The organism is Halorubrum sp. Eb13 (genome assembly GCF_002252895.1).
GTDB lineage: Archaea > Halobacteriota > Halobacteria > Halobacteriales > Haloferacaceae > Halorubrum.
This window is the reverse complement of record NZ_NHPE01000044.1, coordinates 1-25,642: the sequence shown is the minus strand read 5'-3', so window position 1 is coordinate 25,642 and position 25,642 is coordinate 1. Positions and strand designations below refer to the sequence as shown.

The window sequence follows — 25,642 nt, the reverse complement described above, 5'->3', positions numbered from 1 at the left end:
CCCGACGCCAACACCCCCGCCGCGGTGCTGTCCGCGTTCCTGACGCAGTACTACGCGGAGCGCGAGTTCCCGGACGCGGTCCTCCTGGCCGAGCGCCCGTCCGACCCGGACGTGGTCGACTGGCTGGAGGCCGAGGGGGTCTCGGTCCGGGTGCCCGGCGCGGGCCGAGAGGCGAAGCTCGTCGAGCTCGCGCTGAAGAACGCCCGGAAGCGCGGCGGCGGCGACGACCCCGTCGGCGCGCTCGGCGAGCGGCTCGGGGTCGACCGCCCCGCCCGGATCGAGGGGTTCGACGTGAGCCACGCGCAGGGGACCGCGGTGGTCGGCTCCGACGTCTGCTTCGTCGACGGGAGCGCCGAGACCGCCGACTACCGCCGGAAGAAGCTCACCGACCGCAACGACGACTACGCGAACATGCGCGAGCTGATCCGGTGGCGCGCCGAGCGCGCGATCGAGGGCCGAGACGACCGCCCCGACCCCGACCTGCTCCTCGTCGACGGCGGCGAGGGCCAACTCGGCGCCGCCCGCGACGCGCTCGCGGAGACGGGCTGGGACGTGCCCGCGGTCGCGCTCGCGAAGGCCGAGGAGCTGGTCGTCACCCCGACCGGGACCCGGCGCTGGGACGACGACGCCCCGGAGCTCCACCTGCTCCAGCGCGTGCGCGACGAGGCGCACCGCTTCGCCGTCTCTTACCACCAGACCGTCCGCGACGAGGTGAAGACGGTCCTCGACGACGTGCCCGGCGTCGGGCCCGAGACCCGCCGCCGGCTCCTCCGGCGGTTCGGATCGGTCGAGAGCGTGCGTGAGGCGTCCGCCGCCGACCTCACGGACGTCGACGGCATCGGTGAGGCGACGGCCGAGACGCTCCGCGAGCGCCTCTGAAAAACGGTGCGGCGGGCGCGCGCTTCGCGTCGAAGCCGCTCGATTCCTCTACGACTTGCGACCGCTATCGGAAACGGAGGCGCGAAAAATCAGGAGCGGAGCCACGCCAGCAGGCGGGCCGCCGGACTGGTCGCCGCCTCGAGATCCTCGGGTCGCGGGTTGTCTTTCAGCCGTTCGGGGCCTCGTTCGAGATTCGACGTACTATTTTTCATTGTGCTGGAAAATTATGGCCGTATATGGAAAAGATTCTCGAAATCCTGACGTATTCTCTCAAAAAATACGTTATATATCGATTTAATCATCACCATCTTTGCTTGGCAGACGCGCGGTAGACGGAGCGCAGCGGAGCCGGGGCCGAGGCGCGCGACCGCTACGGGGACTCGTCTCGGCGTCGACGAGCGCTCCCTCGTCACGCCCCGTCGATCAGGTGCGCGTCCTCGGGGTCGAAGCCGACGACGACCTCCCCGGAGAGGGGGTCGCGCGTCCGGAGGACGAGGTCGCGACCGCCCCAGTCGAGGGTCACCCGAGTCGTCTCGCCGAGGAACTCCGCGCTGGCGACCGTCGTCCGAATCCGGTTCTCGCCGCCGTCTATCCGGAGGTACTCCGGACGGACGCAGAAGGCGAGACGGTCGCCGACGGCGACGTCGGCGGCGCCGTCGAGCGCGACGCGGAGCGTCTCGCCCCCGGCGTCGACGGCGGCGGTGCGGGTGACTCCATCGCTCGTCTCGTTTCCGTTGCTCGTCTCGTTTCCGTTGCTCGTCTCGTTTCCGTTGCTCGTCTCGTCTCCGTCCTCCCCGGTGACTCGGTCCTCGACGTCGACGACCCGCCCCGAGAACACGTTGTTGTCGCCGACGAACTCGGCGACGAACCGGGTCGCCGGCTCGCGGTACACCGTCCGCGGGGGCGCGACCTGCTCGGGCGTCCCGCCGCGCATCACCGCGACGCGGTCGGAGATCGCCAGCGCCTCCTCCTGGTCGTGGGTGACGTAGACGGTCGTAATCGAGAGCTCGGACTGGATCCGCCGGACCTGCACCCGGAGCCGCTCGCGGAGCTGCGCGTCGAGCGCGCTCATCGGCTCGTCTAAGAGGAGGAGGTCCGGGCCGGGCGCGAGCGCCCGCGCCATCGCGACGCGCTGCTGTTGGCCCCCGGAGAGGCTCTCCGGCTCGCGGTCGGCGGCGTCCGGGAGGTCGACCAGTTCGAGCAGCTCCGCGACGCGCTCGTCGCGGGTGACCCCCTCGGGCGGGTCGGCGAAGTTGAGCCCGTATCCGACGTTCTCGCCGACGGTCATGTGCGGGAACAGTGCGTAGTTCTGGAAGACGACCCCCACGTCGCGGTCCTCGGGCGGCACCCCGGCGACCGACTCGCCGAAGAAGCGGACGGTCCCCGCGGTCGGCTCCTCGAACCCCGCGATCAGCCGGAGGCTCGTCGTCTTCCCGCAGCCGGAGGGGCCGACCAGCGTGAAGAACTCCCCCTCGCGCACCCGGAGGCTCACGTCGTCGACGGCGGCCGTGTCGCCGTAGCGCTTCGTCACGCCGTCGAGTTCGACCGCGGGCGGGGCGTCGACGGACGCGGCGGCAGGCGGGGCATCGGCGGGCTCGGCGGACGCGGCGGCGTCGGTTGCCGCCTCCTCAAAGTCCACGGTGCTCACCCCCGAGTCGCTCGATCACGACGAAGCTGAGCCCGGTGACGACGAGGAGGACGACGCCCATCGCGGTCGCCGGTCCGAGCCGACGCCCGATGAACCGCTCGATCGCGACCGGCATCGTGTACGCGTCCGCGCCGGTCGCGAGCACCACCGTCGCCGTGAACTCGCCGATCGAGACCGCGAACGCGAACGCCGCGCCGGCGACCACCCCGGGCCAGACGAGCGGGAGCTCCACGTCGCGGATCACCCGCGCCCGCGACGCGCCGAGCGCCCGCGCCGACTCGATCAGCGAGCGGTCCAACCCCTCCAGCCCGGGCGCGACCGTCCGGACGACGAAGGGGTAGCCGGCGACCGCGTGCGCGACGACGATGGCGACGGCGCCGGTCGCCGCGATCCGCCACCCGGCGACCTCGACGCCGAAGACGAGTCCCCGGAGGAGTCCGAGGCCGACGACGATTCCGGAGACGGCGAGCGGGGCCATCGCGGCCGCGTCGACCAGCTTCCGCCCGCGGTACCGCCGCGTCGTCAGCACGGCGACGACGACCCCCATCGGGAGGGCCATCAGCGTCGCCGCCGACGCGAACGCGAGCGAGTTGCGGATCGCGGGCCACGGCCGCACCTGAAACGCCGCGCCCGTCCGCTGGCGGTCGACGAGGAACCGGTAGTGCTCCAGCGTGAGCGCGCCGTCGCCCCCCGTGACGCTCGCGAGGACCATCGAGCCGATCGGGGCGAGGAAGAGCACCGCCGCGACGACCGCGTAGGCGGCGAGGCCGACGCGGGGCAGGACCTCCCGCGCGGACGGCGCCGCCGGGAGCAGGGGTCTGCGCGGGAGCGGGCGGGCGCCCCGCGCGTTGACCGTGTTGCGCGCCTCGTAGCGGAGGTACGCGAGCAGCACGCCGAGCGAGATGACCAGTTCCACGATCGCCAGCGCGGCCGCCTCGGCGTAGCTCAGATCGCGGACGAGTCGGTAGACGAACACCTCGACGGTCGCCAGCTGGAAGCCGCCGAGCGCGAGCACGATGGGGAAGGTGCCGAACGTGAACACGAAGGTGAGCGCCGCGCCCGTCAGGACCGCCGGGTACACCTGCGGCGCGACCACGTCGAGGAACGCCCGGGCGGGCCCCGCGCCGAGGCTCCGAGCGGTCTCGACCGCGCGCGCGTCGACCGACTCCCACGCCGCGGTCGTCACCCGGGCGACGAGCGGCGCGTTGTAGAAGGCGTGGGCGATCACGATCGCCTGCAGCGAGAACATGAGGTCGACGGGCGGGAGCCCGAGCGCCGACAGGACGGCGTTCAGGGTCCCGTTGGTGCCGAACGTGGCGACGAAGCCGACCGCTACCATGATCGAGGGGAGGACGAACGGGACGATCGTCAGCGACCGGAGCGTCCGGCGGCCGGGGAACTCGAAGCGCGCGAGCAGGTACGCCGCGGGGAGCCCCAGCGCGACGCTGGCGACCGTCGACAGGGCGGCCTGGTACGCGGTGAAGCCGACGATCCCGAGCCGGCGGTCCGGTCCGAGGAGCGCGCGGGCGACCGCGATCGGGGACTCGCCCGCGAACAGTCGGGCGAGCTCGCCGAAATAGAAGGGGTCGCGCACCAGCTCGGCGAACACCGCGAGCGTGGCGACGCCGTCGACGACGACCGCCTCGATCAGGACCGTCCCGACCGGGTAGTAGAAGGCGACGACGAGCGTGAGGCTCGTCACGACCGCGAGCGCGGTCAGCAGGCGCCCTTCGAGCCGGTCGCGGAGCGACCGGACGCGACGGCGACTCGGGCCGGCGTCGGGGTTCGAGGCCTCTCCGGCGCCGCTGCGGCGGTCGGTCACGCCGGTCTCAGTTCCCGGCGTACTGTCGCTCCCAGGCGTCGATCCACTCACTGACCGAGCCTTGGAGCTCGTCGTACGTGAACGTCACCGGTTCGGCCGGCTCCTGGGCGAGCTCGGCGTAGTCGTCCGGGAGCGTCGCGGTGTCGGTCGCGGGGAAGGCGACGTTGCGCTGGGCGATCTGCCCCTGCACGTCCGGCTCCAGCATGAACGACATGAACTCGCGGGCGAGCGCCGGCTCGTCGGCGTCGGCGAAGACGGCCATCCCCTCGGGGGTCGCGTACGCCTGATCGTTCAAAAAGCGGATCTGGTGTTCCTCCAGGTTCGCTCCCTCCATGTCAGCGAACACCTGGTCGGTCGAGTAGGAGACGACGATCGGTGCCTCGCCGTTGCTCCAGGCGGTGTACGCGTCGTCCCACGAGCCGAGCACGCGGACGTCGTTCGCTTGGAGGTCCGCCCAGTAGTCGAGGTAGTCGTAGTCGGGGTCGCCGTCGCCGCCCTCGACCGCCTCGTCGTCGCCGTCGCTCGCGACGCCGCCGTCGCCGAAGCGGTGGATCGTGTGCAGCAGGAACGAGCGCCCCGTCGAGGAGCCGCCGGGGTTCTGCGCGATGAGCGCCCCGCTGTGCTCGTCGGCGAGCAGCCCGTCGAACGTCTCCGGGGCCTCGACCGCCGTGCCGTCGTAGACGAGGCTCACGTAGCCGGTGTCGAAGGGAACGGCCCGGTCGAACGGGTCGAAGAGGAGCCCGTCGCGGACGTCGCCGAACCCGCCCACCTCGCCCCGCTCGGCGAACAGCCCGTCGTCGAGCTGGTCGTCGACGCGGACGAGGTCCTCGGTCGTGAGACCGACGTAGAGGTCGGCGTCGATGGAGACGCCCGAGGCGGCGCGCTCGACGTAGTAGTTCAGCTCGTTGTCGGGCGTCGCCCACTCCAGCTCGGCGTCGACGCGCGACTCGAACTCCTCTTTGAGCCACTCTCCCGGGCTCACCGAGGGGGCGTCGATGAAACTGGTGTAGGTCGCGACCGTCAGCGTGGGGGTCTCCTCGTCGCCGCCCTCGCCGTCCGATCCGTCGTCGCCGTCGGTCTCGTTCGAGCCGTCCGAGCCGTCCGCCCCGTCGCTCGAGCCGCCGTCGCCCCCGTCGTCGCCCGTCTGCTGCGCGCTACAGCCGGCGAGCGCCAGGGCGCCCGCGGCGCCCCCGAGCGCCAGGAACCGGCGGCGGGTCGGCCGGTCCGTCCCCCGCCGCGTCCGCGACGCGCTCGGTTCGCCGCTGGCGACCGCGTCCCCGTCGCTGACCGCGCCCTCGTCGGTGACCGCGTCCGGACCGGTGGCCGCGTCCGTGTCGTCTGCCATTACTCGGTTGTCACACTCGGTGGTTATAAGGGATCCGTGTCGGTGGCGGGCGGTCGACGAGGCCGGCGACCGCCTCCCTCGGTCCGGCGGTATCTGTTCCGATATTCTCGGCGATACCGATTTATCGGGGCGCGCCTCCGGATCCGTATGAACGACTCGTCCGGAGGCGACCCGAGCGGACGCACGCGCCGTCGACTCCTCGCCGCGGGGGCGAGCGCCACGGCGCTCGGTCTCGCGGGCTGTCTCGGCGCTCGGGAGGGGCCGGTCCCGGAGCCGACCGTGACGAACGAGCGGATCGACGACGGCTGGCGGCTCCTCGACGAGTCGGAGAGCGCGGTCTTCGAGCGGGCGTACGGCCCGGCGACCGTGCGCGCGCTCGAACGAACGCTGATCTACGAGTACGTCTCCGTCGCCGAGGCGCTCGACGAGACGTTCGACGCGAGCGGGTCACCGGTGGTCTTCTTCGCGACCCGGATCGACCTTCGGCCCGCCCTCGACGGACTGCCGGCGGGCGTCGGTAGAGGCCGGCTGATGGCGGAAGTGGAGACGGCCGCGGTCGACGCGTTCCGCGCGCGGCTCCGGAGCGCCGGGACGGACGGCCTCGAAGAGGTCGACGAGGGGACCACCACCGTCGTCGGCGGCCACACCGCGACGGCGTGGCGCTTCGCGGGCGAGTTCGCGCTCGACGGGGAGGCGCCCCTCCCGGACGGCTCGACGACCGCGGTCGACGAGGCCGTCGGCGTCACGGCGCGGCTCGCGGTCTGGCACGACGGCACCGACGTCCTCGTGGCCGGCGGCGCGTTCCCCTCCGAGGCGGTCACGGCGGTGATCGGCGACGCCGTCCCCGGGTCGCTCGACGGCGAGACCGTCGTCGAATCGATCGCGGACGCGGAGGCGGCGGCGGCGCTCGCGACCGACCCGGCCGCGTTCGACGAGGAGATCTCCGTGCTGATCGTCTCGGTGGAGTGAGGCGCGCCGGCGGTCTGAAGCGCGCGGCCGCCGGCACGACCCTCGCGCCTCGACGGTACCTTCCCCCGTCGCGCCCTGAGGCCCCTCGCCGCCCGAACCGACTCGTTTAATCCGCGCCCGCGACTCTCGACGGGTATGAGCGGTTTCCCCGAGTTCGAGGTGATCCCGGCGGTCGACGTCCAGGACGGCGAGGTGGTCCAGCTGGTCGGCGGCGAGCGCGGCACGGGCAAGCGGTACGGCGACCCGGTCGAGGCCGCCGACCGCTGGATCGAGGCGGGCGCGGAAACGCTCCACCTCGTCGACCTCGACGGCGCGTTCGAGGGCGAGCGCGTCAACGCCGACGCGATCGAGTCGGTCGTCCGGAGCGTCCCGGACGCGGTCGGCCTCCAGTTGGGCGGCGGCATCCGCACGGCGGAGGGCGCGCGCGAGCTCCTGGATATGGGTCTCGACCGCGTCATCCTCGGGACCGCGGCGGTCGAGACGCCCGAGATCGTCGCCGAGATCGACGAGAGCCACCCGGGAACCGTCGTCGTCAGCCTCGACGCGAAGGGCGGCGAGGTCGTCGTGAGCGGCTGGACCGAGGGGACCGGCCTCGACCCCGCCGAGGCCGCGACGCGCTACGAGGAGCTCGGCGCGGGCGCGATCCTGTTCACGAACGTCGACGTCGAGGGACAGTTAGCGGGGATCGACCGCGAGGCGGTCGAAAGCGTCGTCGACGCGGTCGACGTCCCGGTGATCGCCTCCGGCGGCGTGGCGACCGTCGAGGACGCGGCGGCGCTGAAAGGGGCCGGCGCGGCCGCGGTCGTGGTCGGGACCGCGCTGTACGAGGGGCGGTTCACGCTGCGGGAGGCGCAGGCGGCCGCGGACGACGTCTGAGACGGCGGGTCCCGCGAAGTCGCCCCTCGGTCGGCCGCCGACTACTCCTCCGGACGCTCGCGCTGGACGACCAGCACCGGCCCGAGGAAGCGCTCGGCCACCTGCTCCGACGGCATCCCGAAGACGAACGTCGTGACCGACGGGTCCGTCTCGCCCATCACGACCGCGTCGTGCGACTCGGCCCGGCCCGCGATGGCGTCGAGCGGGGCGTCCGCGTCTTCGACGAGCGTCTCGATCCGGTCGGCCGCGACGCCGCGCTCGACGAGGTCGGCCCGTACCCCGTTCAGGAACGACTCCCCGTCGTCGGGGGACTCGCCCTCGTTGAGGGCGTGATACAGCGTTACGTCGACGCCCGCGTCGGCGAACAGCCCGGCGACGAGCCGGGTGTTCCGCCCGACGCCGACCGTCCCGCGGAGCGCGACGAGCACCGAGTCGACGCGCTCCGCGCTGTTCGGGACCAGCACCGCGAGACACTCGTACTCGTAGATGAGCCGGTCGATCGTGGTCGCCTCGTCGTGAGTGAACACGAGCCGGGTCTCGACGTCGGCGCCGGCCGCGGCGAGCGAGTCGGCGAACTCGCCGAGCTTCGACATCGCCTTCTCGCCGAACTGCTCCCGCGCCTGCTCGGTCGCCGTCTGCTCGGGGATGACGTGATACCCGAGCAGCACGACGCGGGCGTTCGCGAGCAGCTCCGGGACACCGTTCGGGAGCGATTCGCCCTCGAGCAGTTTCAGGGGAACCAGCACCGACGGCTGACCGACGTCGGTCGGCGCGTCCGGCTCCGGCTGCTCTCCGGTCGGCGTTTCAGGCCCCGGCTGTTCTCCGGTCGCCTGTCGGTCCCCGGTCTCGGTCTGTTCCTCGCCGTCCTCGGTGGGTGTGTCGGTCATCTCAGAAGTCTCCTTTGAGTTCGACGTCCGTCGCGTAGTATCGGTACCAGCCGTACGCCGCGATCATAATCGCGGCGCCGACGCCGATCGACGCCGGCTGCATGAACGCGATGAGCGCGAAGCTCGCGAGCCCGCCGACGCCGGCGACGGCGAACCCGGCCGGACAGCGGAACGCCGGGTCGTACCACGACGGCCGTTCCCGCCGGAGCTGGATCAGCGCGACGCAGATCAGCCCGTACATCACGAGGTGGAGGAACGAGGCGACCTCCGCGAGCAGCGCCACCTGCCCCGTCGCGGCCAGGACGACGATCGGACCGCCGGCGAGCCCGAGGGCGACGTGGGGGGTGCCGTACGCGAGGTTGAGCCGGCTCGCCGTCTCGGGGATGATTTCGTCGCGGCTCACCGCGTACACCGCGCGGGAGGCGCTGAGGATCGAGGCGTTCGCGCTGGAGAAGGTCGCCAACAGCCCGGCGACGACGATCGCCAGCGCCCCCGGGAGCCCGACGAACGACCGCGCGACCTCGACCATCGCGGTCTCTCCGAACTCGCCGAGGCGGGCGCTGCCGAACGCGCTCGTCGCGACGAAAATCGTGACGACGTAGAAGACGCCGACGAGGAGCACGGAGCCGACCATCGCCAGCGGCAGGTTCCGGCTCGGCTCCGTGATGTCGCCCGCGACGGTCGCGACCTGCGCGAAGCCGAGGTAGGAGGTGAAGACGAGTGCCGCCGTCTGGAGCACCGGCAGCGTCCCGCCGGGCGGGAAGAAGCGCTCCGGGACGCGCTCGGCGCCGAACACGCCGAGCGCGTCGAGCGAGCCGTAGCTCAAGAAGAGCGTGAGGATGACCAACAGCAGGATCACGATCCCGTTCTGGAGCGCCGCGGTGTTCTCGGTCCCGAAGAGGCTGAGGACGGTGAGACCGACGCCGAACGCGACGCCGAGGGGGACCGCGGGGTCGATCGGGAGCGCGATCCCGGCTTCGAGGAACACCTGTCCCGCGTAGCTGCCGAGCCCGACGAGGTAGAACGCGGCGGCGAACACGAGGCCGAGCCAGAGCCCGAGCCCGACGACCGCGCCGGCGGCGGTCCCCAGTCCGCGCGAGATGAAGAAGTAGCCGCCCCCGCTGCGCGGCATCGCCGTGGCGAGCTCCGACGCCGGCAGCGCGACGAGGAGCGCGATGACCGCTCCGATCGCGAACGAGAGCGACGCCGCCGGACCGGCGTTCTCGGCCGCCAGCCCCGGGAAGACGAAGATCCCCGCGCCGATCATCGTTCCCACGCCGATCGCGAGCCCGCCCACGAGGCCGATGGTCCGTTCGAGCTCCCCTTCCCCGGTGTCGGCGTCGACGACGGCGGCGAGCGTGTCTGGGACCTCGACGCCGGCGCGCGAGGGGCCGGAGCCGTCGGTCGGTCCGGACGCGTCGGGAGGGCCAGAGGCGGCGGACGGGCCGGACGAGTCGGGGGGGTCTGAACTGTCCATGCCGTGCCGAGACGATTCACTGGCGTGACAAATATCCTCCGCCGGTCGGGTGCCGTCGGCCGTCCGCCCACCCGCAACCGACTTACGAATCCGCCGCGACGGGCCGGTATGAGCGATCACGACCGGACGGCCGCCGTCACCCGCGAGACGAGCGAGACGACGATCGAGCTCACCCTCGCGATCGACGGCGACGGCGACAGCGAGATCGACACCGGGATCGGCTTCTACGACCACATGCTGGCGTCGTTCGCCAAACACGGCCTCTTCGACCTCACCGTCAGGTGCGACGGGGACACCGAGATCGACGACCACCACACGGTCGAGGACGTGGCGATCTGCCTCGGCGAGGCGTTCGACGAGGCGCTCGGCGAGAAGCGCGGCATCCGGCGGTACGCCGACCGACGGGTCCCCCTCGACGAGGCGGTCGCGAGCGTCGTCGTCGACGTGGCCGGGCGCCCGTACTACGAGTTCGACGGGGCGTTCTCGCAGGCGTCGATCGGCGGGTTCACCAGCGTCATGGCCGACCACTTCGCGCTGTCGCTGGCGCACAACGCCGGCCTGACGCTCCACGCCGCGGTGGAGCGGGGAGACAACGCCCACCACGAGGTCGAGGCGCTGTTCAAGGCCCTCGCACGGGCGCTCGACGACGCGACGCGGCTCGACGAGCGCCGCAGCGACACGCCGAGCACGAAGGGCGAGCTGTAGCGGAAGCGGCGGGTCGGCCGTGAGGAGACGAGCGCGGCCCCCGCCACCGGGCCGTTCCGACGGTTTAAATCGGGTCGGGACCCACCCTCCACCAATGCAACCGAGTTCGCTCTCCGGGCTCCCCGCGGGCGTCGGCGAGGCGCTCGAATCGGAGGGCGTCGCCGAGCTGTACCCGCCGCAGGCGGCCGCCGTCGAGGCCGGCGTCGTCGACGGCGAGAGCCTCGTCGCCGCGGTCCCGACGGCCTCCGGGAAGACACTGATCGCCGAGCTCGCCATGCTGTCGGCGATCGAGCGCGGCGGCAAGGCGCTGTACATCGTCCCGCTGCGCGCGCTCGCCAGCGAGAAGAAGACCGAGTTCGAGCGCTGGGAGGACCACGGCGTCACGGTCGGCGTCTCCACCGGCAACTACGAGTCCGACGGCGAGTGGCTCGCCACGCGGGACGTCATCGTCGCCACCTCGGAGAAGGTCGACTCGCTGATCCGCAACGGCGCCCCGTGGATCGACGACCTCACCTGCGTCGTGAGCGACGAGGTCCACCTCGTCGACGACCCGAACCGCGGCCCCACCCTCGAAGTGACCCTCGCGAAGCTCCGGAAGGTGAACCCCGGGCTCCAGACGGTCGCGCTCTCGGCGACCGTCGGCAACGCCGACGTCATCGCCGACTGGCTCGACGCCGGGCTGGTCGAGTCGGACTGGCGCCCGATCGACCTCCGGATGGGCGTCCACTTCGGTAACGCCGTCGACTTCGCCGACGGGAGCAAGCGGGAGGTCCCCGTCGAGCGCGGCGAGGACCAGACCGCCCGGCTCGTCGCCGACGCGCTCGACACCGAGGAGGACGGGCAGGGCGGCTCCTCGCTCGTCTTCGTCAACTCCCGGCGCAACGCCGAGTCGTCCGCCCGGAAGCTCACCGACGTCACCGGGTCGCGGCTCACCGACGACGAGCGCGACCGCCTCCGCGATCTCGCCGAGGAGATCCGCGGCGTCTCCGACACGGACACGTCGGAGGACCTCGCCGACGCGGTCGCGCAGGGGTCGGCGTTCCACCACGCGGGGCTCGCGAGCGAGCACCGGTCGCTCGTCGAGGACGCGTTCCGCGACCGCCTCATCAAGTGCATCTCCGCGACGCCGACGCTCGCCGCCGGCGTCAACACCCCCGCCCGCCGGGTGATCGTCCGCGACTGGCGCCGCTACGACGGGGAGTTCGGCGGGATGAAACCCCTCGACGTGCTGGAGGTCCACCAGATGTGCGGGCGCGCGGGTCGGCCCGGACTCGACCCCTACGGCGAGGCGGTGCTGCTCGCGAACGACGCGGACACGAAAGAGGAGCTGTTCGAGCGGTACCTCTGGGCCGACCCCGAGCCGGTCCGGTCGAAGCTCGCCGCCGAGCCCGCGCTCCGGACCCACGTGCTCGCCACCGTCGCCTCCGGCTTCGCCTCCACCCGCGACGGGCTCCTCTCCTTCCTCGACAACACTCTCTACGCGACCCAGACCGACGACGAGGGGCGGCTCGCGGCCGTCACCGACACCGTGCTCGACTACCTCGCCGTCAACGACTTCGTCGAGCGCGACCGCGACGGCGGGAGCGAGAGCCTGATCGCGACCGGCATCGGTCACACGGTCTCGCGGCTCTACCTCGATCCGATGAGCGCCGCGGAGATGATCGACGGGCTGCGGTCGGTCGGGGACGCCGGGGCCCGCGGTGTCGCCGGCGCGGGAGGCGACGACGGCGAGTTCGTCATGACGGCCGACGGCGACGGAGACGCCGACGAGCCCGGGTTCGGGACGTACGCGCGAGCCGGGGAGGACGGCGACGAGAGCGAGACGGCGGACGCCGCGGGCGACTCGGCCGACGGCGACGCCGACCCCGCCGCTCCCCAGGTCACCCCGCTCGGCCTCTACCACCTCGTCAGCCGCACGCCCGACATGTACGAGCTCTACCTGAAGTCGGGGGACAGAGAGACGTACACCGAGCTCTGCTACGAGCGCGAGGGCGAGTTCCTCGGCGACGTGCCCTCCGAGTACGAGGACGTGCGCTTCGAGGACTGGCTCGCGTCGCTGAAGACGGCCCGCCTCCTCGAGGACTGGGCGAACGAGGTCGACGAGGACCGCATCACGGAGCGGTACGGCGTCGGCCCGGGAGACATCCGCGGGAAGGTCGACACCGCCGAGTGGCTGCTGCGCGCGGCCGAGACCCTCGCGCGCGACGTAGAGGACGTCGACGGCGATGTCGTCGTCGCGGTCCGCGAGGCCCGCAAGCGGATCGAGTACGGCGTCCGCGAGGAGCTGCTCGACTTAGCTGGGGTCCGGAACGTCGGCCGGAAGCGCGCCCGCCGGCTGTACGAGGCCGGCGTCGAGACGCGCGCCGACCTCCGCGAGGCCGACAAGGCGGTCGTGCTCGGCGCGCTCCGCGGCCGCGAGCGCACCGCCGAGCGCATCCTCGAACACGCGGGGCGCGAGGACCCGTCGATGGACGACGTGCGTCCGGACAAGTCGGCCTCGGCGGCGGCGACCGCGGGCTCCGCGAGCGACGAGGACGGCGACGGGCAGGCGAGCCTGGGTGATTTCGAGTGAGCGACGGGACGGAAACGACCCCTGATACCGGGTCCGACGACGGCCGCCCCGACCCGTCGACCCCGCCGCACCGCCTCGTCCGCGGAACGGTCGCCATCGACGACCTCCACGCCTTCCTCGCGCGCCTCGACGGAATCGCCGACGAGACCGGCGCGGTCGTGCAGGCGTTCGACGCCGACCTCGTCGTCTCCGACGCTCACCTCCGCGCCGCGGTCCGCCTCGCCGCCCGTGCGATCGCCCGCGGCGAGGCCGTCGCTCGCGACCCGGGCGTCGAGATCATGCTGTACGCGGCCGGCCGTCGACAGATCGACCGCGCGCTGGCGCTGGGCGTCTCCGAGGGCGAACAGCGCGCGGTCGTGCTGGTCGCCGACTTCGGCGGCGTCGACGGCGCGGACCGACCCGCCGCGGACCTCGACGCGGCCGAGCGAGCGGTCGAGCGGCTGACGGCTCCCCCCGCCGCCGCCGAGTTCGATCGGGAACGAGTGACGGAGTTTTACGGCGTCTCCGACCGCGAACTCGCGGCGACCGCCAGCGACCTGGCCGACGTCGTCCGCGAACGGGTGGCGCTGCTCGACGTCGAGAAGTGACCGGGAACGCGGGTGACCGATTCCCATACCCCTTCGCTTCCACTGGAAACCGCGGTACGTAGGAAGTGTTCGAGTCCAGACGAAGCGAGCGGTCGAGCGGAACGAGGCGATCCACGCGAAACGGACCCCCGCAGACGAAGCGGAGGGGGACGCCGCGTTTGGATCGAGGACGGGCGAACCGCGAGAATAGTCCATCCTGGATTCGAACCAGGGTCGTTGCCCCCAGAAGGCAACAGGATTGGCCACTACCCCAATGGACTGTGCGCAACCATCGATAGCCTGTGCGTGTTTGTAAGCGTTGCGCGTCGCCGGCCCTCTGTCACGCGTTCACAGGCGGTGGGAGAGCCGGGTGCCTCCTCCGCGACCGGGATCTGATCGAAGAACGTGCGCATATCGATGCGTTTTACTCGTCCGAATGGCCACGAAGCTGTATGTACGTCGGACGATTCGTCGTCGTCGCCCCCGGAATCGGCGCCTACCGCGTCTCCTCGCGCTCGTTCCCGAACCGGCGCGTGCTCGACCGCGGCGGGACCCTCACGGTCGGACCGACGCCGGACGCCTCCGAGACCGACAATCCGTACGTCTCGTACAACTGCGCGCGGGCGGTCCGGACCCCGACCGACGAGCCGCTCGCGGTCGTCGGGAACGGCTCGCACGTCGACCCGATCGCGGAGAAGCTCGAACTGGGGTACCCGGCGCGCGACGCGCTGGCGACGCCGCTGCTCGCGCTCGACTTCGAGAAGGACGACTACGACACGCCGCGGATCGCCGGCGTCGTCGGGAGCGAGACGGCGACGGTCGGCGTCGTCCGCCGCGACGCGCTGCTCGTCGAGGCCGTCGACGAGCCGACGATCGTCGCCACCTACGAGACCGACAGCCCGGAGCCGTACGCCCTCGCGGCGGCGAACGACGAGCGTCCGGACGCGGGCGCGGCCGCGAGCGAGGTCCTCGGCGCCGACTTCGAGCACCCGGTGTGCGCCGCGGGCGCGACCGTCGACGACGACGGCGTGACGCTCGCGCTCGACAACGGCGACGCGTAGCGGGCCGCCCGAGGCGGGGCGTCCGCGACGTCCCGGCCGACCCCTTTTCCGGCTCCCGACGCCTTTTGACCGCGGCGGCCGACCCGCCTCCATGGAGCGCGTCACCGCGGCCGATTATCACGACATCGCCACGCCCGCCGACCCGCGGATCTCGCCCGACGGGGACCGGGTCGCCTTCCTGCGACGCCAGCCGACCGACGACGAGACCGTCGAGTCGACGGTGTTCCTCGTCGACGTCGCGGGCGGCGACCCCCGCAGGCTCACCCTGGCCGAGGGCTCCGACGCGGAGCCGCGCTGGAGCCCGTCCGGCGACCGGATCGCGTTCACGTCGACGCGGGGGGCGGACGACGACACCCAGCAGCTGTGGGTCCTCCCGGTCGACGGCGGCGAGGCCCGCCGGGTCACCGACGTCGTCGGCGGCGTCTCGGAGATCGCGTGGTCGCCGGACGGGGACCGGATCGCCTTCGTCCAGTCGGTGACCGCCGAGGACCGCGAGGAAGGCCGGGACCTGTCGGTGCCGGAGGAGTACGAGCCGGACGACCACCCCGACCCGCGCGTGATCGACCGCACCGTCTACCGCTCCGGACAGCGCTTCTTCGACGGGCGGCGGTCGGGCGTGTACGTCGTCGACGCGGACGCGGACGTCGACGGCGCGACCGCGGCGGACCCCGCCGAGGGCGTCGAGCGGGTGACCGACCGCGACGCCGACTTCGCCGCGCCCGACTGGGGGGACGCCGACACGCTCTACTTCGCCGAGGAGGTCGGCGACGACCCGGACGACTCCGCGGAGATCGCGATCCGCGCGCACGACTTCGAGACGGGCGACACCGAGCGCGTCCACACGACCACCGGCTGGGGCGCCGCGATCGCGGCGACCGCGGACGGGCGAGTGGCCTTCACCCACGCCGAGCCGGAGCAGGTGTCGATGCAGCCGGTCGACCTCCGCGTCGTCGACCGCGAGACGGGCGACGTGACCGAGCTCACGGACGGGATCGACCGCGGGCTCGGCTACGAGGCCGCGCCGCAGTGGGGTCCCGACGACGCGACGCTGTACTTCGCGACCCCCGACGAGGGGAAGACGGCGCTGTGGCACGTCCCGGCCGACGGGAGCGCGGCCCCCGAGCGCCTCCTCCGGCCGGGGACCGTCTCCGGCGCGACCGTCGGCGGCGACGACGGCGCCGGCCCCGGCGAGGTGACCGTCGCGGTCGCCGCCAGCGAGTGGGACCACCCGGGCGACGTCTTCGCGCACGACGCGTGGGGCGGCGAGACGACGCGGCTCACGGAGCTGAACGCCGACTACCTCGCCGATCGCGCGATCGGCGAGCCCGAGGAGATACGGTTCGAGTCGGAGGGGACGGAGATCCAGGGGTGGGTGATGACGCCGCCGGAGTTCGACTCGGACGGCGAGGCGGTCGACGGGGCGGACGGCGAGACGGACGAGGAGTACCCCCTCGCGGTCGAGATCCACGGCGGCCCCCACGCGATGTGGTCGACCGCGGGGACGATGTGGCACGAGTTCCAGACGCTCGCGGCCCGCGGCTACGTCGTCTTCTGGTCGAACCCGCGCGGGTCGACCGGCTACGGCGAGGCGTTCATGCAGGCGATCGAGCGCGACTGGGGCGACGCGACCCTCTCCGACGTGATGGCCGGCGTGGAGACGGTCGCGGAGCGCCCGTCCGTCGACGAGACGAACGCCTTCGTCACCGGCGGCTCCTTCGGCGGGTTCATGACCGCGTGGACGGTGGGGCAGACCGACTACTTCCGCGCGGCCGTCTCCCAGCGCGGCGTGTACGACCTCACCGGCTTCTACGGCTCGACCGACGGCGCGTACAAGCTGCTCGAGGGCGACTTCGACACGGTCCCGTCCGAGGAGCCCGGCTGGCTGTGGGAGCAGTCGCCGACGGGCCACGCCGACGCGGTCGACACGCCCACGCTGTTGATCCACAGCGAGGACGACACGCGGACGCCGATCTGCACGGCGGAGCTCTACCACCGGATCCTCCGGAAGAACGGCGTCGACACGCGGTTCGTGCGGTACCCGCGCGAGGGACACGAGCTCTCCCGCTCCGGGGAACCCGGGCACGTCGTCGACCGCATCGAGCGGATCGCTCGCTGGTTCGACGGCTACTCCGAGCACCACGACGCGCCGCGGGCGCTCGACCGTCCCGATGAGGCGGGGCTGAGCGCGGCGGACAACGGCGAGGCGGAGGGCGACGGAGACGAGGCCGACGAGACGGGCGGCGAGGCCGGCGAAGCGTAGCGCCTCACGACGAGCCGTCGGGATCGAACGACTCGATCGCCGCGTGGACGCCTTCGACCCACTCGTCGAGCGCCTCGTGCAGCCGCTCTTTCGCCTCCGGGACCGGGACCGCGGTGTACTGGTAGACGTAGCCGCCGGAGTCGAGCAGCCGGCGGCGGCGCTCGACGAGCCCCTTGTCCCGCAGCGTCGACAGCGAACGGTTCACGTTCGACCGGTCCCGGTCGAGGGCCTCGGCGAGCTCGGCGACGGTGCTCCCCGGGTGATCGAGCAGGGTCAGGTACGTGCGGCTCTCGTGGTCTCGAATGCCGAACACGCAGGAGAGCACGTGCTCGAACGAGGGGGAGACGTCGCCGACGAGGTCCTCGATCTCGGGGTCGCTCATGGGCGTCGTTCGGCTGCGGTCGGGTTAAAAGTCGTCATCGGCGGACCGCGGCCGAGGGTCGGCGCCCGACTCAGTCGCCGTCGACGCCGGCGTCGGCGCTGGCGTACCCCATCCGGTCGATACAGCCGCGCATCTCGTCCTCCTCCGCATGGCGGTGAAGGTTGGTCGGCGTGTCGCAGTGATACGTCTCCCCGTCGTACCGGAGCACGACCTCGTGGCGCCCGCCGGCGACCTCGACATCGACGAGGATCCGACGGCCGTCGTTGAGGGCGTCGATGATCTCGTCGGCCGACAGCTCGCCGGCCTCGATCCGGAGTACCTCGCTCATACGCGCTCTTCGCGCGTCGTCGAATTAAAACCGTCCGTGCCGCGCTCGCGAGTCACGTCATCGTCGAGTCCGGACCGCCCTCCGTCTCCGGGGGCTCGACGCCCTCGGCGGCGGCGACGTCGTCCGTGCGCTTTTCCGTCTCGACGTGCCAGCGGTCGATCTCGGACTCGTACTCGTCGAGGATCTCGCTCACTTCGGCCTTCAGCTCGTCATCGTTGACGTTCACCTCGAACTCGAACGTCTCGCCGTCCTCGCCGCGGCCGACCTCCTGGATGTTGGCGCTGACGAGCTCGTTGTCGAAGTAGTACGGTGCCATCTGCGTCATCACTTTCCGGTACACCGTGTCCTCCACCTTCCGGAGCGCCTTGCGGCTCGCCGAGTCGGCCGCGCGGGCGACGTGGCCGATCGATTCGCCCCAGCTCTCCATCGCGCTCTCGGTGTCGTTCTCCTCGACCTTCTCGTAGGACTCGGTGAGCTTCTCGCCGGCCGTCTGGAGGTCTTCACCCGGCGTCTGGCCGGCCTGTTCGCCCTCGCCCTCGGCGACGGACGCCTGCTCGGCGGTCTTCGCCGACACGTCCTCGTCGATGCGCTCGTGGGACTTCGGGCGCCAGTCGTCGAACTCGTAGAACGCGTCGCCGTCGGCGCCCGTCTCGCGGAGCGCCAATGCGATTCGCTCGCCGTGTTCGACCACGTCGCCCCAGTCCCCGCGCATCTTGAAGCCGGAGATGCTCTCTTCCATCGCGTGGACCCCCCTACGAAACGAACGCGTATAAGTCTCTCCGACCTGACGCGAGCCCGCGCAGGTCAGCTGCGGCTCCGCGGTCGGCGCTCTCTCGGCCTATTTGCCGTACGAGAACCGACGGCCGAGCGCGTCGACGCGGTCTTTGAGGTCGCTGAGGACCCCCGCGGGCGACACCCGGCGGATCGAGGACTCGTCGACCTCGATTCGCTCGCCGGCGAACGGGTCGTGCTCGACGCGGTCCTCCGGGTCCTTGTCGCCGTTCACCGCGCCCACGACGGTCGACATCGAGCACCGGCCGCACGCTTCTGCGTTGATCTCCTCGTCGGACATGGTACTATCTACCGCATGATCGTGTTCGACGGTGTTAAAACCCGTTGTCGGCGCCGCTGTCGCGTTTTCACGCCGCACGGTCGGACTCTCGAACCGACCGACGCCGGCCCGACGAGCTTTTCAATCGGTCCGTGGAATGAGATCACATGGGATACCGCGTCGTCGACACGGAGACCGTGGAGCCGAAGCCAGACCGCCCCTGCGAGTGCCGGAAGCTCTCCGAGCCGGGCGGGCTCGACGCCGCGGCGATCAACCGCTTCCGGGCCGAGCCGGGCGAGCAGCTCCCGCTCGCGTACCACTACCACGAGACCCAACAGGAGGCGTTCTACGTCCTCGACGGGACGCTCTCGGTCGAGACCCCGGAGCGGATCTACGAGGTGCCCGCGGACGACCTGTTCGTCGTCGACCCGGAGAGCCCGCAGCGCGCGTACAACCCGGCCGACGCCGACGGCCCCGTGACCGTGCTCGCGATCGGCGCGCCGCCCGCCGACGGCGACGCGGTCGCGTACGATCACGCCGATGAGTGACGCCGCCGACGGCGGCGACCGCCGCGACTCCGAGGAGCTGCCGGCCGAGATCCGCGAGGAGGTCCCGGACTACGACGACGAGTACCTCGACCGCGTCTCAGACCGCCTGATGTACAGCTACGACCTCGATCGGGACGTGGTCGTCCACGGCGAGCGCTTCGAGTTCGCGGGGGAGATGCGGATGCGCAACCAGAAGCAGTTCTTCCATCCGGCGCTGAGCTACGGGGACCACGACATCATGGAGCACCTGTTCGCGCGCCGGGTGACGAGCCCGACGGTCGGGGAGCTGGAGCGGCTCGTCGACGTCGGCCACCGCGTCGCCGACGAGCGGATCACGCCGAACGAGGAGCATTACGGCACCGACGTCACCTTCGTCCTCGTCGCCGATCGGATCCCCGACGAGGTCGCCGCGTTCGTCGACGACTTCCGGGACCGCACCCTGCTGAAGTTCGGCTACTACGGGCACTACGAGGTGAACCTGATCGTGGTCGCGCCGGACGAAGAGCGGATCGTCGACAGCGAGGCCGCGGACGTCACCGGCGCGTTCCGTCTGTGGGAGCCCGTCGAGGAGCCGGACGAGGGGTTCCTCTCTCGCTTCGCGAAGCGATTCTGGCGGTGACCGCGATGCGCCCGAGTCGCACCCCGCGCCCTCGGCGTGCGTTCCTCACCGCGGTGACCGGCGCCGCGGCGACGACCGCCGGGTGCGCGCTGCTGCCCGAGGAACAGGAGCCGATCGAGGCGAGCGCCGGCCGGCCGGCGTCGCTCCCGGACGCCGCGGTCTCCGAGCGGGGATACGAGGAGACCCTCTCGACGGAGACGACGGTGACCGTCTCGATCACGGTCGATCTGTCCGGCGACGTCCAGATATCGAACACCCGCGAGGTGATCGCCACGGTGTTCCGCCGGGGGTACGCCGCCGAAGACGGCCGACGCTTCGGGGTCGTCACCGCGCCGGCCGTGGCGGTGATCGAGCAACCCGAAGTCGTCCGAGACCCGGTCGCCGCGGTGTCGGCCGCGCGGGCGGTGGAGCTGGCGACCGGCGCGAGCGTCTCGTCGGTCTCCGACTGGCGGAGCGCCTCGACGCGGACGGTCCTCGGGACCGAGGCGGAGAGCGAGACGGCGACCGCGACCGCCGACGACGCGGACGTCGACCTGGAGCGCGCTCGGGTCCGGGCCGACGGCGACGCCGTCACGGCGATCGCGGTCGCGCCCGCCGGCGTCGAGAGCGACCCGCCGTTCGGCGAGGTCACGCGCGACGCCTGAGTCGGTGCGGGAAGACGCGCCGCTGGCCGGATGTGGAATAAAAAGAATCGGACTTCGAAGCCGCGGGAGACGGCTCAGTCGTCGCTCGGTTCGACGGCGGCGCCGGAGGTCCCGCCGCGGGCCGACTGGATGTTCTCGTAGCCGATCTTCACCAGTGAGAGGGCGAGGTAGATGAGGACCAGCGCCAGCACCATCTGGACGACCGACGACGCGATGGAGCTGAAGCCCTCGGCTCCGCCCTGGATGAGGTTCTGGTACAGGTTGCTGTAGAACGCCAGCCAGGCGAGCCCCATGACGGTGATCGTCGTCATGATCGCCATCGGGACGCCCGTCGAGACGAGCTGTTTGGAGTCGTCCCAGTTGGCCAGCCAGACGGTGGCGGTCAACAGCGCGAGCGCCGCGAGCAGCTGGTTCGCGCCGCCGAACAGCGCCCACAGCGTCAGCCACTCGCCGGAGATGACCATCAGGTACGCCGGGACGGCCTGGACCAGCGGATTGGTGTAGCGGCCGCGAGCGAGGCTCCCGAGGGCCGCCCACGGGCCGTCGGTGAGGTTCTCGAAGCCGGACGCGGTGTCCCCGGTGGGGACCCCGACGATTTCCTCCATCATGTAGCGGCCGAGGCGGACGGCGGTGTCGGTCGACGTGAGCAGGAAGCTCACGAGCACCAGCGCCATGAACGGCGCCCCGAACGACTGGGGCAGCCCGAAGCTGGTGAGGATGATGCCGCCGCCGGTCGCGAAGTTCGGCAGCGCCGCGCCGATCCCGCCCGCGGGGTCGGCGAACCCGGCGACCGCGAGCGTCGACAGCGCGACCGCGGCGAGCAGTCCCTCACCGAGCATGCCGCCGTAACCGATCAGCCGAGCGTCGGTCTCCTTGTCGAGTTGTTTGGCCGTCGTCCCAGAGGAGACCAGCGAGTGGAATCCGCTGATCGTCCCGCAGGCGATGGTGATGAACAGGAGCGGGAACAGCGGCGCGAGGCCGGCTCCCTCGACGCCCCAGAAGCCGTTGAACGCGCCCATCGAGTCGGCGATGACGAGCGGCTGCGCGGACGTGCCGAGCAGCGTGCCGACGATGATCGCCAGCAGCGCCCCTCCGACGCCGGTGTACAGGAGGAACGACGAGAGGTAGTCACGCGGCTGGAGCAGCGTCCACACCGGGAGCGCGCTCGCGATCCCGGCGTACAGCATGATGACCGGGACCCACGCCGCCCGGTTCGGGTTCATCGCGACGGCCGACGACCCGGGGATCCACTGCCCGCTCCCGAGTCCGAGCGCGTCCGCGAGAACGAGCGTTCCGGCGGGGTACGACGCGTCGCCGACCGCCGGGAACAGCGCGAACGGGAACTCGATGCCGAGCCAGACGCCGCCGAAGACGGCGGCGACGAACAGGACGGTCCCCGGCACGAACGGGCCGTTCAGCTGGTACAGGTAGACCCCGAACACCAGCGCGAGCGCGATGTACACGAAGCTCGCGGTCGTCACCTGCGGGAACGCGTCGAAGACGATGGCCACCACGAGGGCGAACACCGCCACGACGAGGATGATCGTCAGGAACGCGAACCACAGTAGCATGTCCTTCCCGCGCTCGCCCACGTACTGGCCGATGATGTAGCCGATCGACTTCCCCTCGTGTCGCAGCGAACTCGACAGCGCGACGAAGTCGTGGACCGACCCCATCAGCGGGTTGCCGACGGCGATCCACAGCAGCGCGGGGACCCATCCCCACACGGCGCCGGCCGTGATCGGGCCGACGATCGGCGCGCCGCCGGCGATGCTCGAGAAGTGATGCCCCAGTAACACCGGCTTCTTCGACGGTACGTACTCCTGTCCGTCCTCGTATTTGTGCGCCGGCGTCTCCGTTTCGGCGTCGAGTTCGACGAACTGGGAGAGGTACCGCGAATACCCCATGTATCCGATGGTGAATGTGCTCAGCACAGCGACCGTGATCCAAATTACACTTGTCATAAGTTCCCCTGCCTCATGAGCGCGGTTTGGAAACAGCGTAATAAGTATTAGCTTCAACCGTGATAGTTACCCGATTCGATTGAAGAAAGCAGGAACACAGGCGGGTCAAACCGGTTCCTTTCACCTCATCTATAGTTTATTCCACGCCGTCGACACCGGTTCTTACTCGCGCGCGCTCACGGGATCCCCCGTCTCGACGTCGAGCGCGGCCGCGACCTCCGAGAGCACGTCGCCGCGGACCTCGCTGGTTCGCGACTCGATCTCGGCGACCAGCGGCGGGTCGAACTCCTCGCGGACCTGATTGAGCCGCTCGCGCTCGGTCGCGACTTTGTCGCGCAGGTAGGTGGCTCCGCGCCCCTCCTCGTCCTCGTCCGGCGACGGGGTGAGCTTGTTCGCGACGAGGCCGCGGACGCGCAGGTCACGCTCGGTGAACCCCTCTATGGCACGGTCCGTCTCGTTGACCGACAGCTGGTCGGGGTTCAACACGAGGAAGAAGGCGGCGTCGTTCCGCATCGTGTCGCCCGCGAACTCGAAGAACTCCTTGCGGCGCTGGAGCCGCTCTAAGACCGGGTCGCCGTCCATCAGGCGCCGCGGCTCGGCGTCGCCGATCGCGGCCTTCTCGAACAGGTCGATCGACTGCTTGCGCTTGTACAGCAGGCGGTCGATCCAGTCGCCGAGGAACTCCGGGAGCCCGAGCAGCCGCAGCGTCGACCCGGTCGGCGCGGTGTCGAAGACGACGCGGTCGTACGGCTCGCTCTCCTCGCGCATCACGCCCACGAACGCGTCGAAGAGGGCGGCCTCGTACGCCCCCGGCGTCCCGTGTGACATCTCCAGCTGGCGGTTGATCTCGGAGACCATCGCCGCCGACACCTGCTCGGAGAGCCCCTCGCGGATCTCCTGGAGGTGTCGCTGCATCTCGTCTTCGGGGTCGATCTCCATCGCGTCGAGCCCGTCGACGCCGTCGACCGGCTCGGGGTCGTCGCTGAACCGCTGGCCGAACACGTCGGACACCGAGTGCGCGGGGTCGGTCGAGACGACGAGCGTCCGCAGCCCCGCGTTCGCGCAGCGGTACGCGTACGCGCAGGAGACGGTGGTCTTACCGACGCCGCCCTTGCCGCCGAAGAAGACGAACTGCTCCATCAGAAGTGGTACTGCTGGCCCTTCCGTTCCATCAGGCTCTCGCGGTCCCACAGCCTGCGCTCCCACGCCTCGAACTCGTCTTCGAGGTACGGGAGCAGCTCGGCGGTGTAGTACGAGACCGGCGAGGGGATGCCGAACGCGTCCGGGAAGCACGCGAGCATGAACTCGTCCTCCGTGTCCTCGGCCTCCTTCTCGATCTTCTCGTAGGCCGCGTGAGTGACCATCCCGTGGTAGAGGCCGCGGAGCCACTCCTCGAGCGCGGCTCGGAAGGTCTCGATCCGGTCTGCGACTGTCATTATCGGTCGTGACGGTCGGGGTATGTTAAAAGCTGTCGCGGTCACGCGCCGGCCGATCGGGAGCGGGTCGCGGTCGATCGCTCGTCGACGGCGGCCGATCAGGCCGAGTTGCCGTCGGCGGCCAGTTCGGCCTGCGGCTCGTCGGACTCTGCCGCCTCCTCGCCGTCGTCGAGCTCCGGCTGTTCGTCCACGTCCGGAGACGGCGTGTGCGCGTCACCGTCGAGCGAGCCCCAGACGAGGTACAGCACCGCGGCGACCATCAGGACGGTCACCGCGATCGCCGCGATCCCTGCCGCCGACACGTACTGGAACATGGTCGGCGGTGTGCGGGCGCGACGTATCAACGTATCGGCTTTCGGCGAGCGCGGGGCGTCCTCCCGCCCCGGCGAGCGCCCCCGGTTCCGCCGCCGCGACGTTGAAGGGGCCGCACGCCGACCGACGCCCATGGACGACGACCGGATCCCGGTGACCGTGCTCTCGGGGAGCCTCGGAGCGGGGAAGACGACGCTGTTGAACCACCTGTTGCGGAACGCCGGCGAGCGCGACATCGCGGTGCTGGTCAACGACATGGGCGACGTCAACGTCGACGCCGAGCTGATCGCCGAGGAGTCCGAAGTCGACGTGGAGGGCGTCACGGAGCTGTCGAACGGCTGCATCTGCTGCGAGCTCCAAGACGACCTGGAGACCGCCGTCGTGCGGCTCGCGAACGAGCGCTCCTTCGACAACCTGGTCGTCGAGTCGTCGGGTATCTCCGAGCCCGCGCCGGTCGCGCGCCTGTTCACGACCGAGTCGCGCGCGGCCGCCCGCTACCGGGTCGACGCGCTGGTGACCGTGATCGACACGCGGCGGTTCCTCGACGCCTTCGCCGGCGACGACGTGCCCGAGCGGCGCGTCGCGGCGGACGACGACGAGGCGGACAGACCGCTCTCGGACCTCCTCGTCGAGCAGGTCGAGGTGTCGAACCTCGTCGTGTGTAACAAGGCCGACCTCTGTACGGACGCGGCGATGGACGAGGCGATCGAGCTCGTGGGCGCGCTGCAGCCGGGCGCGGAGACGGTCGTCGCGGAGTTCTCCGCGGTCGACCCCGACCGGATCCTCGACGTCGGGCTGTTCGACGCGGGCGAACTCGGCGACCTGCCCGGGTGGAAGCGAGCGCTGGCGGAGGGCGACGGGCACGACGACCACGGCGGTCACGACCACGCCGGTCACGACGGCGAGGGCCGCGAGGGGGGCCGCGCCCACCGCCACCCGGACGAGGTGTACGGCGTCACTTCGTTCACCTATCGCCGCCGGCGACCGTTCCACCCCGACCGGATCGCCGCCGTCCTCCGCGGTCTCCCTCCAGACGTCGTCCGCTCGAAGGGGACGCTGTGGGTCGCGGGCACGGACCAGCGCCAGCAGGTCGGTCAGGCCGGCGCGTCGGTGCGGGTCACGGCGCTCGGCCCGTGGATCGCGAGCCTCCCGGCCGTCGAGCGCGACATGCTGCGCTCGAACCGGCCCGAACTGGACTGGGACGACGAGCACGGCGACCGCCTGACGGAGTACGTCGTCATCGGCACGGGCATCGACGAGGCGGCGATCCGCGAGCGCCTCGACGACGCGC

At 71.4% G+C, this 25,642-nt stretch carries 25 protein-coding genes; 12 read left to right on the top strand and 13 right to left on the bottom strand.

Annotation, left to right across the window (positions count from 1 at the left end):
* Positions 1-879, top strand: an 879-nt coding sequence (locus tag DJ75_RS05410; protein WP_254921885.1) for a helix-hairpin-helix domain-containing protein, incomplete at its 5' end; no start/stop codon positions are given.
* A 409-nt stretch (positions 880-1,288) separates the two neighbouring features.
* On the opposite strand, the gene DJ75_RS05405 is transcribed toward DJ75_RS05410, so the two are convergent.
* Genes DJ75_RS05405 through DJ75_RS05395 form a run of 3 tightly spaced genes read right to left on the bottom strand, consistent with a single transcriptional unit; the run spans position 1,289 to position 5,694 of the window.
* A complete protein-coding gene (locus DJ75_RS05405) occupies positions 1,289-2,527 on the bottom strand; it encodes an ABC transporter ATP-binding protein (protein WP_094523272.1) in 1,239 nt (412 codons plus the stop codon).
* Complete coding sequence (locus DJ75_RS05400) at positions 2,508-4,349, bottom strand: iron ABC transporter permease (RefSeq protein ID WP_176451423.1); 1,842 nt, start codon at positions 4,347-4,349, stop codon at positions 2,508-2,510. The genes DJ75_RS05405 and DJ75_RS05400 overlap by 20 nt, the downstream gene beginning before the upstream one ends.
* Positions 4,350-4,356: 7 nt before the next feature.
* On the bottom strand, positions 4,357-5,694 hold the full coding sequence (locus DJ75_RS05395) for a thiamine ABC transporter substrate binding subunit (protein WP_094523268.1): 1,338 nt from the start codon (positions 5,692-5,694) through the stop codon (positions 4,357-4,359).
* A 147-nt stretch (positions 5,695-5,841) separates the two neighbouring features.
* Here DJ75_RS05395 and DJ75_RS05390 point away from each other — a divergent pair, with 147 nt between their 5' ends.
* Entirely contained in the window at positions 5,842-6,663 is an 822-nt protein-coding gene (locus DJ75_RS05390) for a hypothetical protein (protein ID WP_094523266.1), read from the top strand.
* A 135-nt stretch (positions 6,664-6,798) separates the two neighbouring features.
* The gene (gene hisA, locus DJ75_RS05385) at positions 6,799-7,539 is read left to right on the top strand and encodes a 1-(5-phosphoribosyl)-5-[(5-phosphoribosylamino)methylideneamino]imidazole-4-carboxamide isomerase (RefSeq protein WP_094523264.1); all 741 of its coding nucleotides are present in this window, start codon (positions 6,799-6,801) and stop codon (positions 7,537-7,539) included.
* Between the two features lie 41 nt (positions 7,540-7,580).
* Here hisA and DJ75_RS05380 read toward each other — a convergent pair whose 3' ends face one another.
* On the bottom strand, positions 7,581-8,426 hold the full coding sequence (locus DJ75_RS05380; RefSeq protein WP_094523262.1) for a universal stress protein: 846 nt from the start codon (positions 8,424-8,426) through the stop codon (positions 7,581-7,583).
* A gap of 1 nt (position 8,427) precedes the next feature.
* Positions 8,428-9,903 carry an APC family permease gene (locus tag DJ75_RS05375; RefSeq protein ID WP_094523260.1) on the bottom strand — a complete coding sequence of 492 codons (1,476 nt, stop codon included), beginning with the start codon at positions 9,901-9,903 and terminating at the stop codon, positions 8,428-8,430.
* A gap of 108 nt (positions 9,904-10,011) precedes the next feature.
* Between DJ75_RS05375 and hisB the strand changes: the two genes are divergently transcribed.
* The 5 genes from hisB to DJ75_RS05345 all read left to right on the top strand — a co-directional run bounded on the left by hisB (position 10,012) and on the right by DJ75_RS05345 (position 17,067).
* Positions 10,012-10,608: an imidazoleglycerol-phosphate dehydratase HisB gene (hisB, locus tag DJ75_RS05370; RefSeq protein ID WP_094523258.1), complete on the top strand. Its 597-nt coding sequence runs from the start codon at positions 10,012-10,014 to the stop codon at positions 10,606-10,608.
* Between the two features lie 94 nt (positions 10,609-10,702).
* Positions 10,703-13,180: an ATP-dependent DNA helicase gene (locus DJ75_RS05365; RefSeq protein WP_094523256.1), complete on the top strand. Its 2,478-nt coding sequence runs from the start codon at positions 10,703-10,705 to the stop codon at positions 13,178-13,180.
* Positions 13,177-13,767: a KEOPS complex subunit Cgi121 gene (gene cgi121, locus DJ75_RS05360; RefSeq protein WP_094523254.1), complete on the top strand. Its 591-nt coding sequence runs from the start codon at positions 13,177-13,179 to the stop codon at positions 13,765-13,767. The genes DJ75_RS05365 and cgi121 overlap by 4 nt, the downstream gene beginning before the upstream one ends.
* Positions 13,768-14,198: 431 nt before the next feature.
* Positions 14,199-14,807 carry an IMP cyclohydrolase gene (locus DJ75_RS05350; RefSeq protein ID WP_094523252.1) on the top strand — a complete coding sequence of 203 codons (609 nt, stop codon included), beginning with the start codon at positions 14,199-14,201 and terminating at the stop codon, positions 14,805-14,807.
* A gap of 91 nt (positions 14,808-14,898) precedes the next feature.
* Positions 14,899-17,067: a S9 family peptidase gene (locus tag DJ75_RS05345; protein ID WP_094523251.1), complete on the top strand. Its 2,169-nt coding sequence runs from the start codon at positions 14,899-14,901 to the stop codon at positions 17,065-17,067.
* 4 nt (positions 17,068-17,071) lie between these two features.
* Here the strand turns inward: DJ75_RS05345 and DJ75_RS05340 are convergent, their stop codons facing one another.
* From DJ75_RS05340 to DJ75_RS05325, 4 genes are all read right to left on the bottom strand, one after another.
* Positions 17,072-17,449 carry a helix-turn-helix domain-containing protein gene (locus tag DJ75_RS05340; protein ID WP_094523249.1) on the bottom strand — a complete coding sequence of 126 codons (378 nt, stop codon included), beginning with the start codon at positions 17,447-17,449 and terminating at the stop codon, positions 17,072-17,074.
* A 70-nt stretch (positions 17,450-17,519) separates the two neighbouring features.
* Positions 17,520-17,777 carry a hypothetical protein gene (locus tag DJ75_RS05335; RefSeq protein WP_094523247.1) on the bottom strand — a complete coding sequence of 86 codons (258 nt, stop codon included), beginning with the start codon at positions 17,775-17,777 and terminating at the stop codon, positions 17,520-17,522.
* 52 nt (positions 17,778-17,829) lie between these two features.
* Positions 17,830-18,516 carry a DUF5828 family protein gene (locus tag DJ75_RS05330; protein ID WP_094523245.1) on the bottom strand — a complete coding sequence of 229 codons (687 nt, stop codon included), beginning with the start codon at positions 18,514-18,516 and terminating at the stop codon, positions 17,830-17,832.
* A gap of 99 nt (positions 18,517-18,615) precedes the next feature.
* Complete coding sequence (locus DJ75_RS05325) at positions 18,616-18,849, bottom strand: hypothetical protein (RefSeq protein ID WP_094523243.1); 234 nt, start codon at positions 18,847-18,849, stop codon at positions 18,616-18,618.
* Positions 18,850-18,995: 146 nt separating this feature from the next.
* On the opposite strand from DJ75_RS05325, the gene DJ75_RS05320 reads away from it, so the two are divergent.
* Genes DJ75_RS05320 through DJ75_RS05310 form a run of 3 tightly spaced genes read left to right on the top strand, consistent with a single transcriptional unit; the run spans position 18,996 to position 20,639 of the window.
* On the top strand, positions 18,996-19,376 hold the full coding sequence (locus DJ75_RS05320) for a cupin domain-containing protein (RefSeq protein ID WP_094523241.1): 381 nt from the start codon (positions 18,996-18,998) through the stop codon (positions 19,374-19,376).
* Positions 19,369-19,995 (top strand): hypothetical protein, encoded by a 627-nt coding sequence (locus tag DJ75_RS05315; RefSeq protein WP_094523239.1) that lies wholly within the window; start codon positions 19,369-19,371, stop codon positions 19,993-19,995. Before DJ75_RS05320 ends, DJ75_RS05315 begins: the two co-directional genes overlap by 8 nt.
* Positions 19,996-20,000: 5 nt before the next feature.
* Complete coding sequence (locus DJ75_RS05310) at positions 20,001-20,639, top strand: DUF6517 family protein (protein WP_094523237.1); 639 nt, start codon at positions 20,001-20,003, stop codon at positions 20,637-20,639.
* Between the two features lie 74 nt (positions 20,640-20,713).
* Here the strand turns inward: DJ75_RS05310 and DJ75_RS05305 are convergent, their stop codons facing one another.
* From DJ75_RS05305 to DJ75_RS05290, 4 genes are all read right to left on the bottom strand, one after another.
* Positions 20,714-22,603 carry a carbon starvation protein A gene (locus DJ75_RS05305; RefSeq protein ID WP_094523235.1) on the bottom strand — a complete coding sequence of 630 codons (1,890 nt, stop codon included), beginning with the start codon at positions 22,601-22,603 and terminating at the stop codon, positions 20,714-20,716.
* Between the two features lie 162 nt (positions 22,604-22,765).
* A complete protein-coding gene (locus tag DJ75_RS05300) occupies positions 22,766-23,743 on the bottom strand; it encodes a TRC40/GET3/ArsA family transport-energizing ATPase (protein WP_094523233.1) in 978 nt (325 codons plus the stop codon).
* Positions 23,743-24,039 carry a hypothetical protein gene (locus DJ75_RS05295; RefSeq protein ID WP_094523231.1) on the bottom strand — a complete coding sequence of 99 codons (297 nt, stop codon included), beginning with the start codon at positions 24,037-24,039 and terminating at the stop codon, positions 23,743-23,745. Before DJ75_RS05295 ends, DJ75_RS05300 begins: the two co-directional genes overlap by 1 nt.
* Positions 24,040-24,137: 98 nt before the next feature.
* Positions 24,138-24,353 carry a hypothetical protein gene (locus tag DJ75_RS05290; protein ID WP_094523229.1) on the bottom strand — a complete coding sequence of 72 codons (216 nt, stop codon included), beginning with the start codon at positions 24,351-24,353 and terminating at the stop codon, positions 24,138-24,140.
* Positions 24,354-24,483: 130 nt separating this feature from the next.
* Here DJ75_RS05290 and DJ75_RS05285 point away from each other — a divergent pair.
* Positions 24,484-25,642 (top strand): GTP-binding protein (locus DJ75_RS05285; RefSeq protein WP_094523227.1); only part of this gene is annotated, 1,159 nt, incomplete at its 3' end.

Excerpts from the sequence above, each read along its gene's own strand:
- DJ75_RS05295 (WP_094523231.1), bottom strand. The coding sequence starts at position 24,039 with ATGACAGTCGCAGACCGGATCGAGACCTTCCGAGCCGCGCTCGAGGAG.
- DJ75_RS05325 (WP_094523243.1), bottom strand. The coding sequence starts at position 18,849 with ATGTCCGACGAGGAGATCAACGCAGAAGCGTGCGGCCGGTGCTCGATG.
- DJ75_RS05390 (WP_094523266.1), top strand. The coding sequence starts at position 5,842 with ATGAACGACTCGTCCGGAGGCGACCCGAGCGGACGCACGCGCCGTCGA.
- DJ75_RS05335 (WP_094523247.1), bottom strand. The coding sequence starts at position 17,777 with ATGAGCGAGGTACTCCGGATCGAGGCCGGCGAGCTGTCGGCCGACGAG.
- DJ75_RS05315 (WP_094523239.1), top strand. The coding sequence starts at position 19,369 with ATGAGTGACGCCGCCGACGGCGGCGACCGCCGCGACTCCGAGGAGCTG.
- DJ75_RS05380 (WP_094523262.1), bottom strand. The coding sequence starts at position 8,426 with ATGACCGACACACCCACCGAGGACGGCGAGGAACAGACCGAGACCGGG.
- DJ75_RS05350 (WP_094523252.1), top strand. The coding sequence starts at position 14,199 with ATGTACGTCGGACGATTCGTCGTCGTCGCCCCCGGAATCGGCGCCTAC.
- hisB (WP_094523258.1), top strand. The coding sequence starts at position 10,012 with ATGAGCGATCACGACCGGACGGCCGCCGTCACCCGCGAGACGAGCGAG.
- DJ75_RS05305 (WP_094523235.1), bottom strand. The coding sequence starts at position 22,603 with ATGACAAGTGTAATTTGGATCACGGTCGCTGTGCTGAGCACATTCACC.
- hisA (WP_094523264.1), top strand. The coding sequence starts at position 6,799 with ATGAGCGGTTTCCCCGAGTTCGAGGTGATCCCGGCGGTCGACGTCCAG.
- DJ75_RS05330 (WP_094523245.1), bottom strand. The coding sequence starts at position 18,516 with ATGGAAGAGAGCATCTCCGGCTTCAAGATGCGCGGGGACTGGGGCGAC.
- DJ75_RS05365 (WP_094523256.1), top strand. The coding sequence starts at position 10,703 with ATGCAACCGAGTTCGCTCTCCGGGCTCCCCGCGGGCGTCGGCGAGGCG.
- DJ75_RS05345 (WP_094523251.1), top strand. The coding sequence starts at position 14,899 with ATGGAGCGCGTCACCGCGGCCGATTATCACGACATCGCCACGCCCGCC.
- DJ75_RS05290 (WP_094523229.1), bottom strand. The coding sequence starts at position 24,353 with ATGTTCCAGTACGTGTCGGCGGCAGGGATCGCGGCGATCGCGGTGACC.
- DJ75_RS05340 (WP_094523249.1), bottom strand. The coding sequence starts at position 17,449 with ATGAGCGACCCCGAGATCGAGGACCTCGTCGGCGACGTCTCCCCCTCG.
- DJ75_RS05320 (WP_094523241.1), top strand. The coding sequence starts at position 18,996 with ATGGGATACCGCGTCGTCGACACGGAGACCGTGGAGCCGAAGCCAGAC.
- DJ75_RS05395 (WP_094523268.1), bottom strand. The coding sequence starts at position 5,694 with ATGGCAGACGACACGGACGCGGCCACCGGTCCGGACGCGGTCACCGAC.
- DJ75_RS05310 (WP_094523237.1), top strand. The coding sequence starts at position 20,001 with ATGCGCCCGAGTCGCACCCCGCGCCCTCGGCGTGCGTTCCTCACCGCG.
- DJ75_RS05300 (WP_094523233.1), bottom strand. The coding sequence starts at position 23,743 with ATGGAGCAGTTCGTCTTCTTCGGCGGCAAGGGCGGCGTCGGTAAGACC.
- DJ75_RS05375 (WP_094523260.1), bottom strand. The coding sequence starts at position 9,903 with ATGGACAGTTCAGACCCCCCCGACTCGTCCGGCCCGTCCGCCGCCTCT.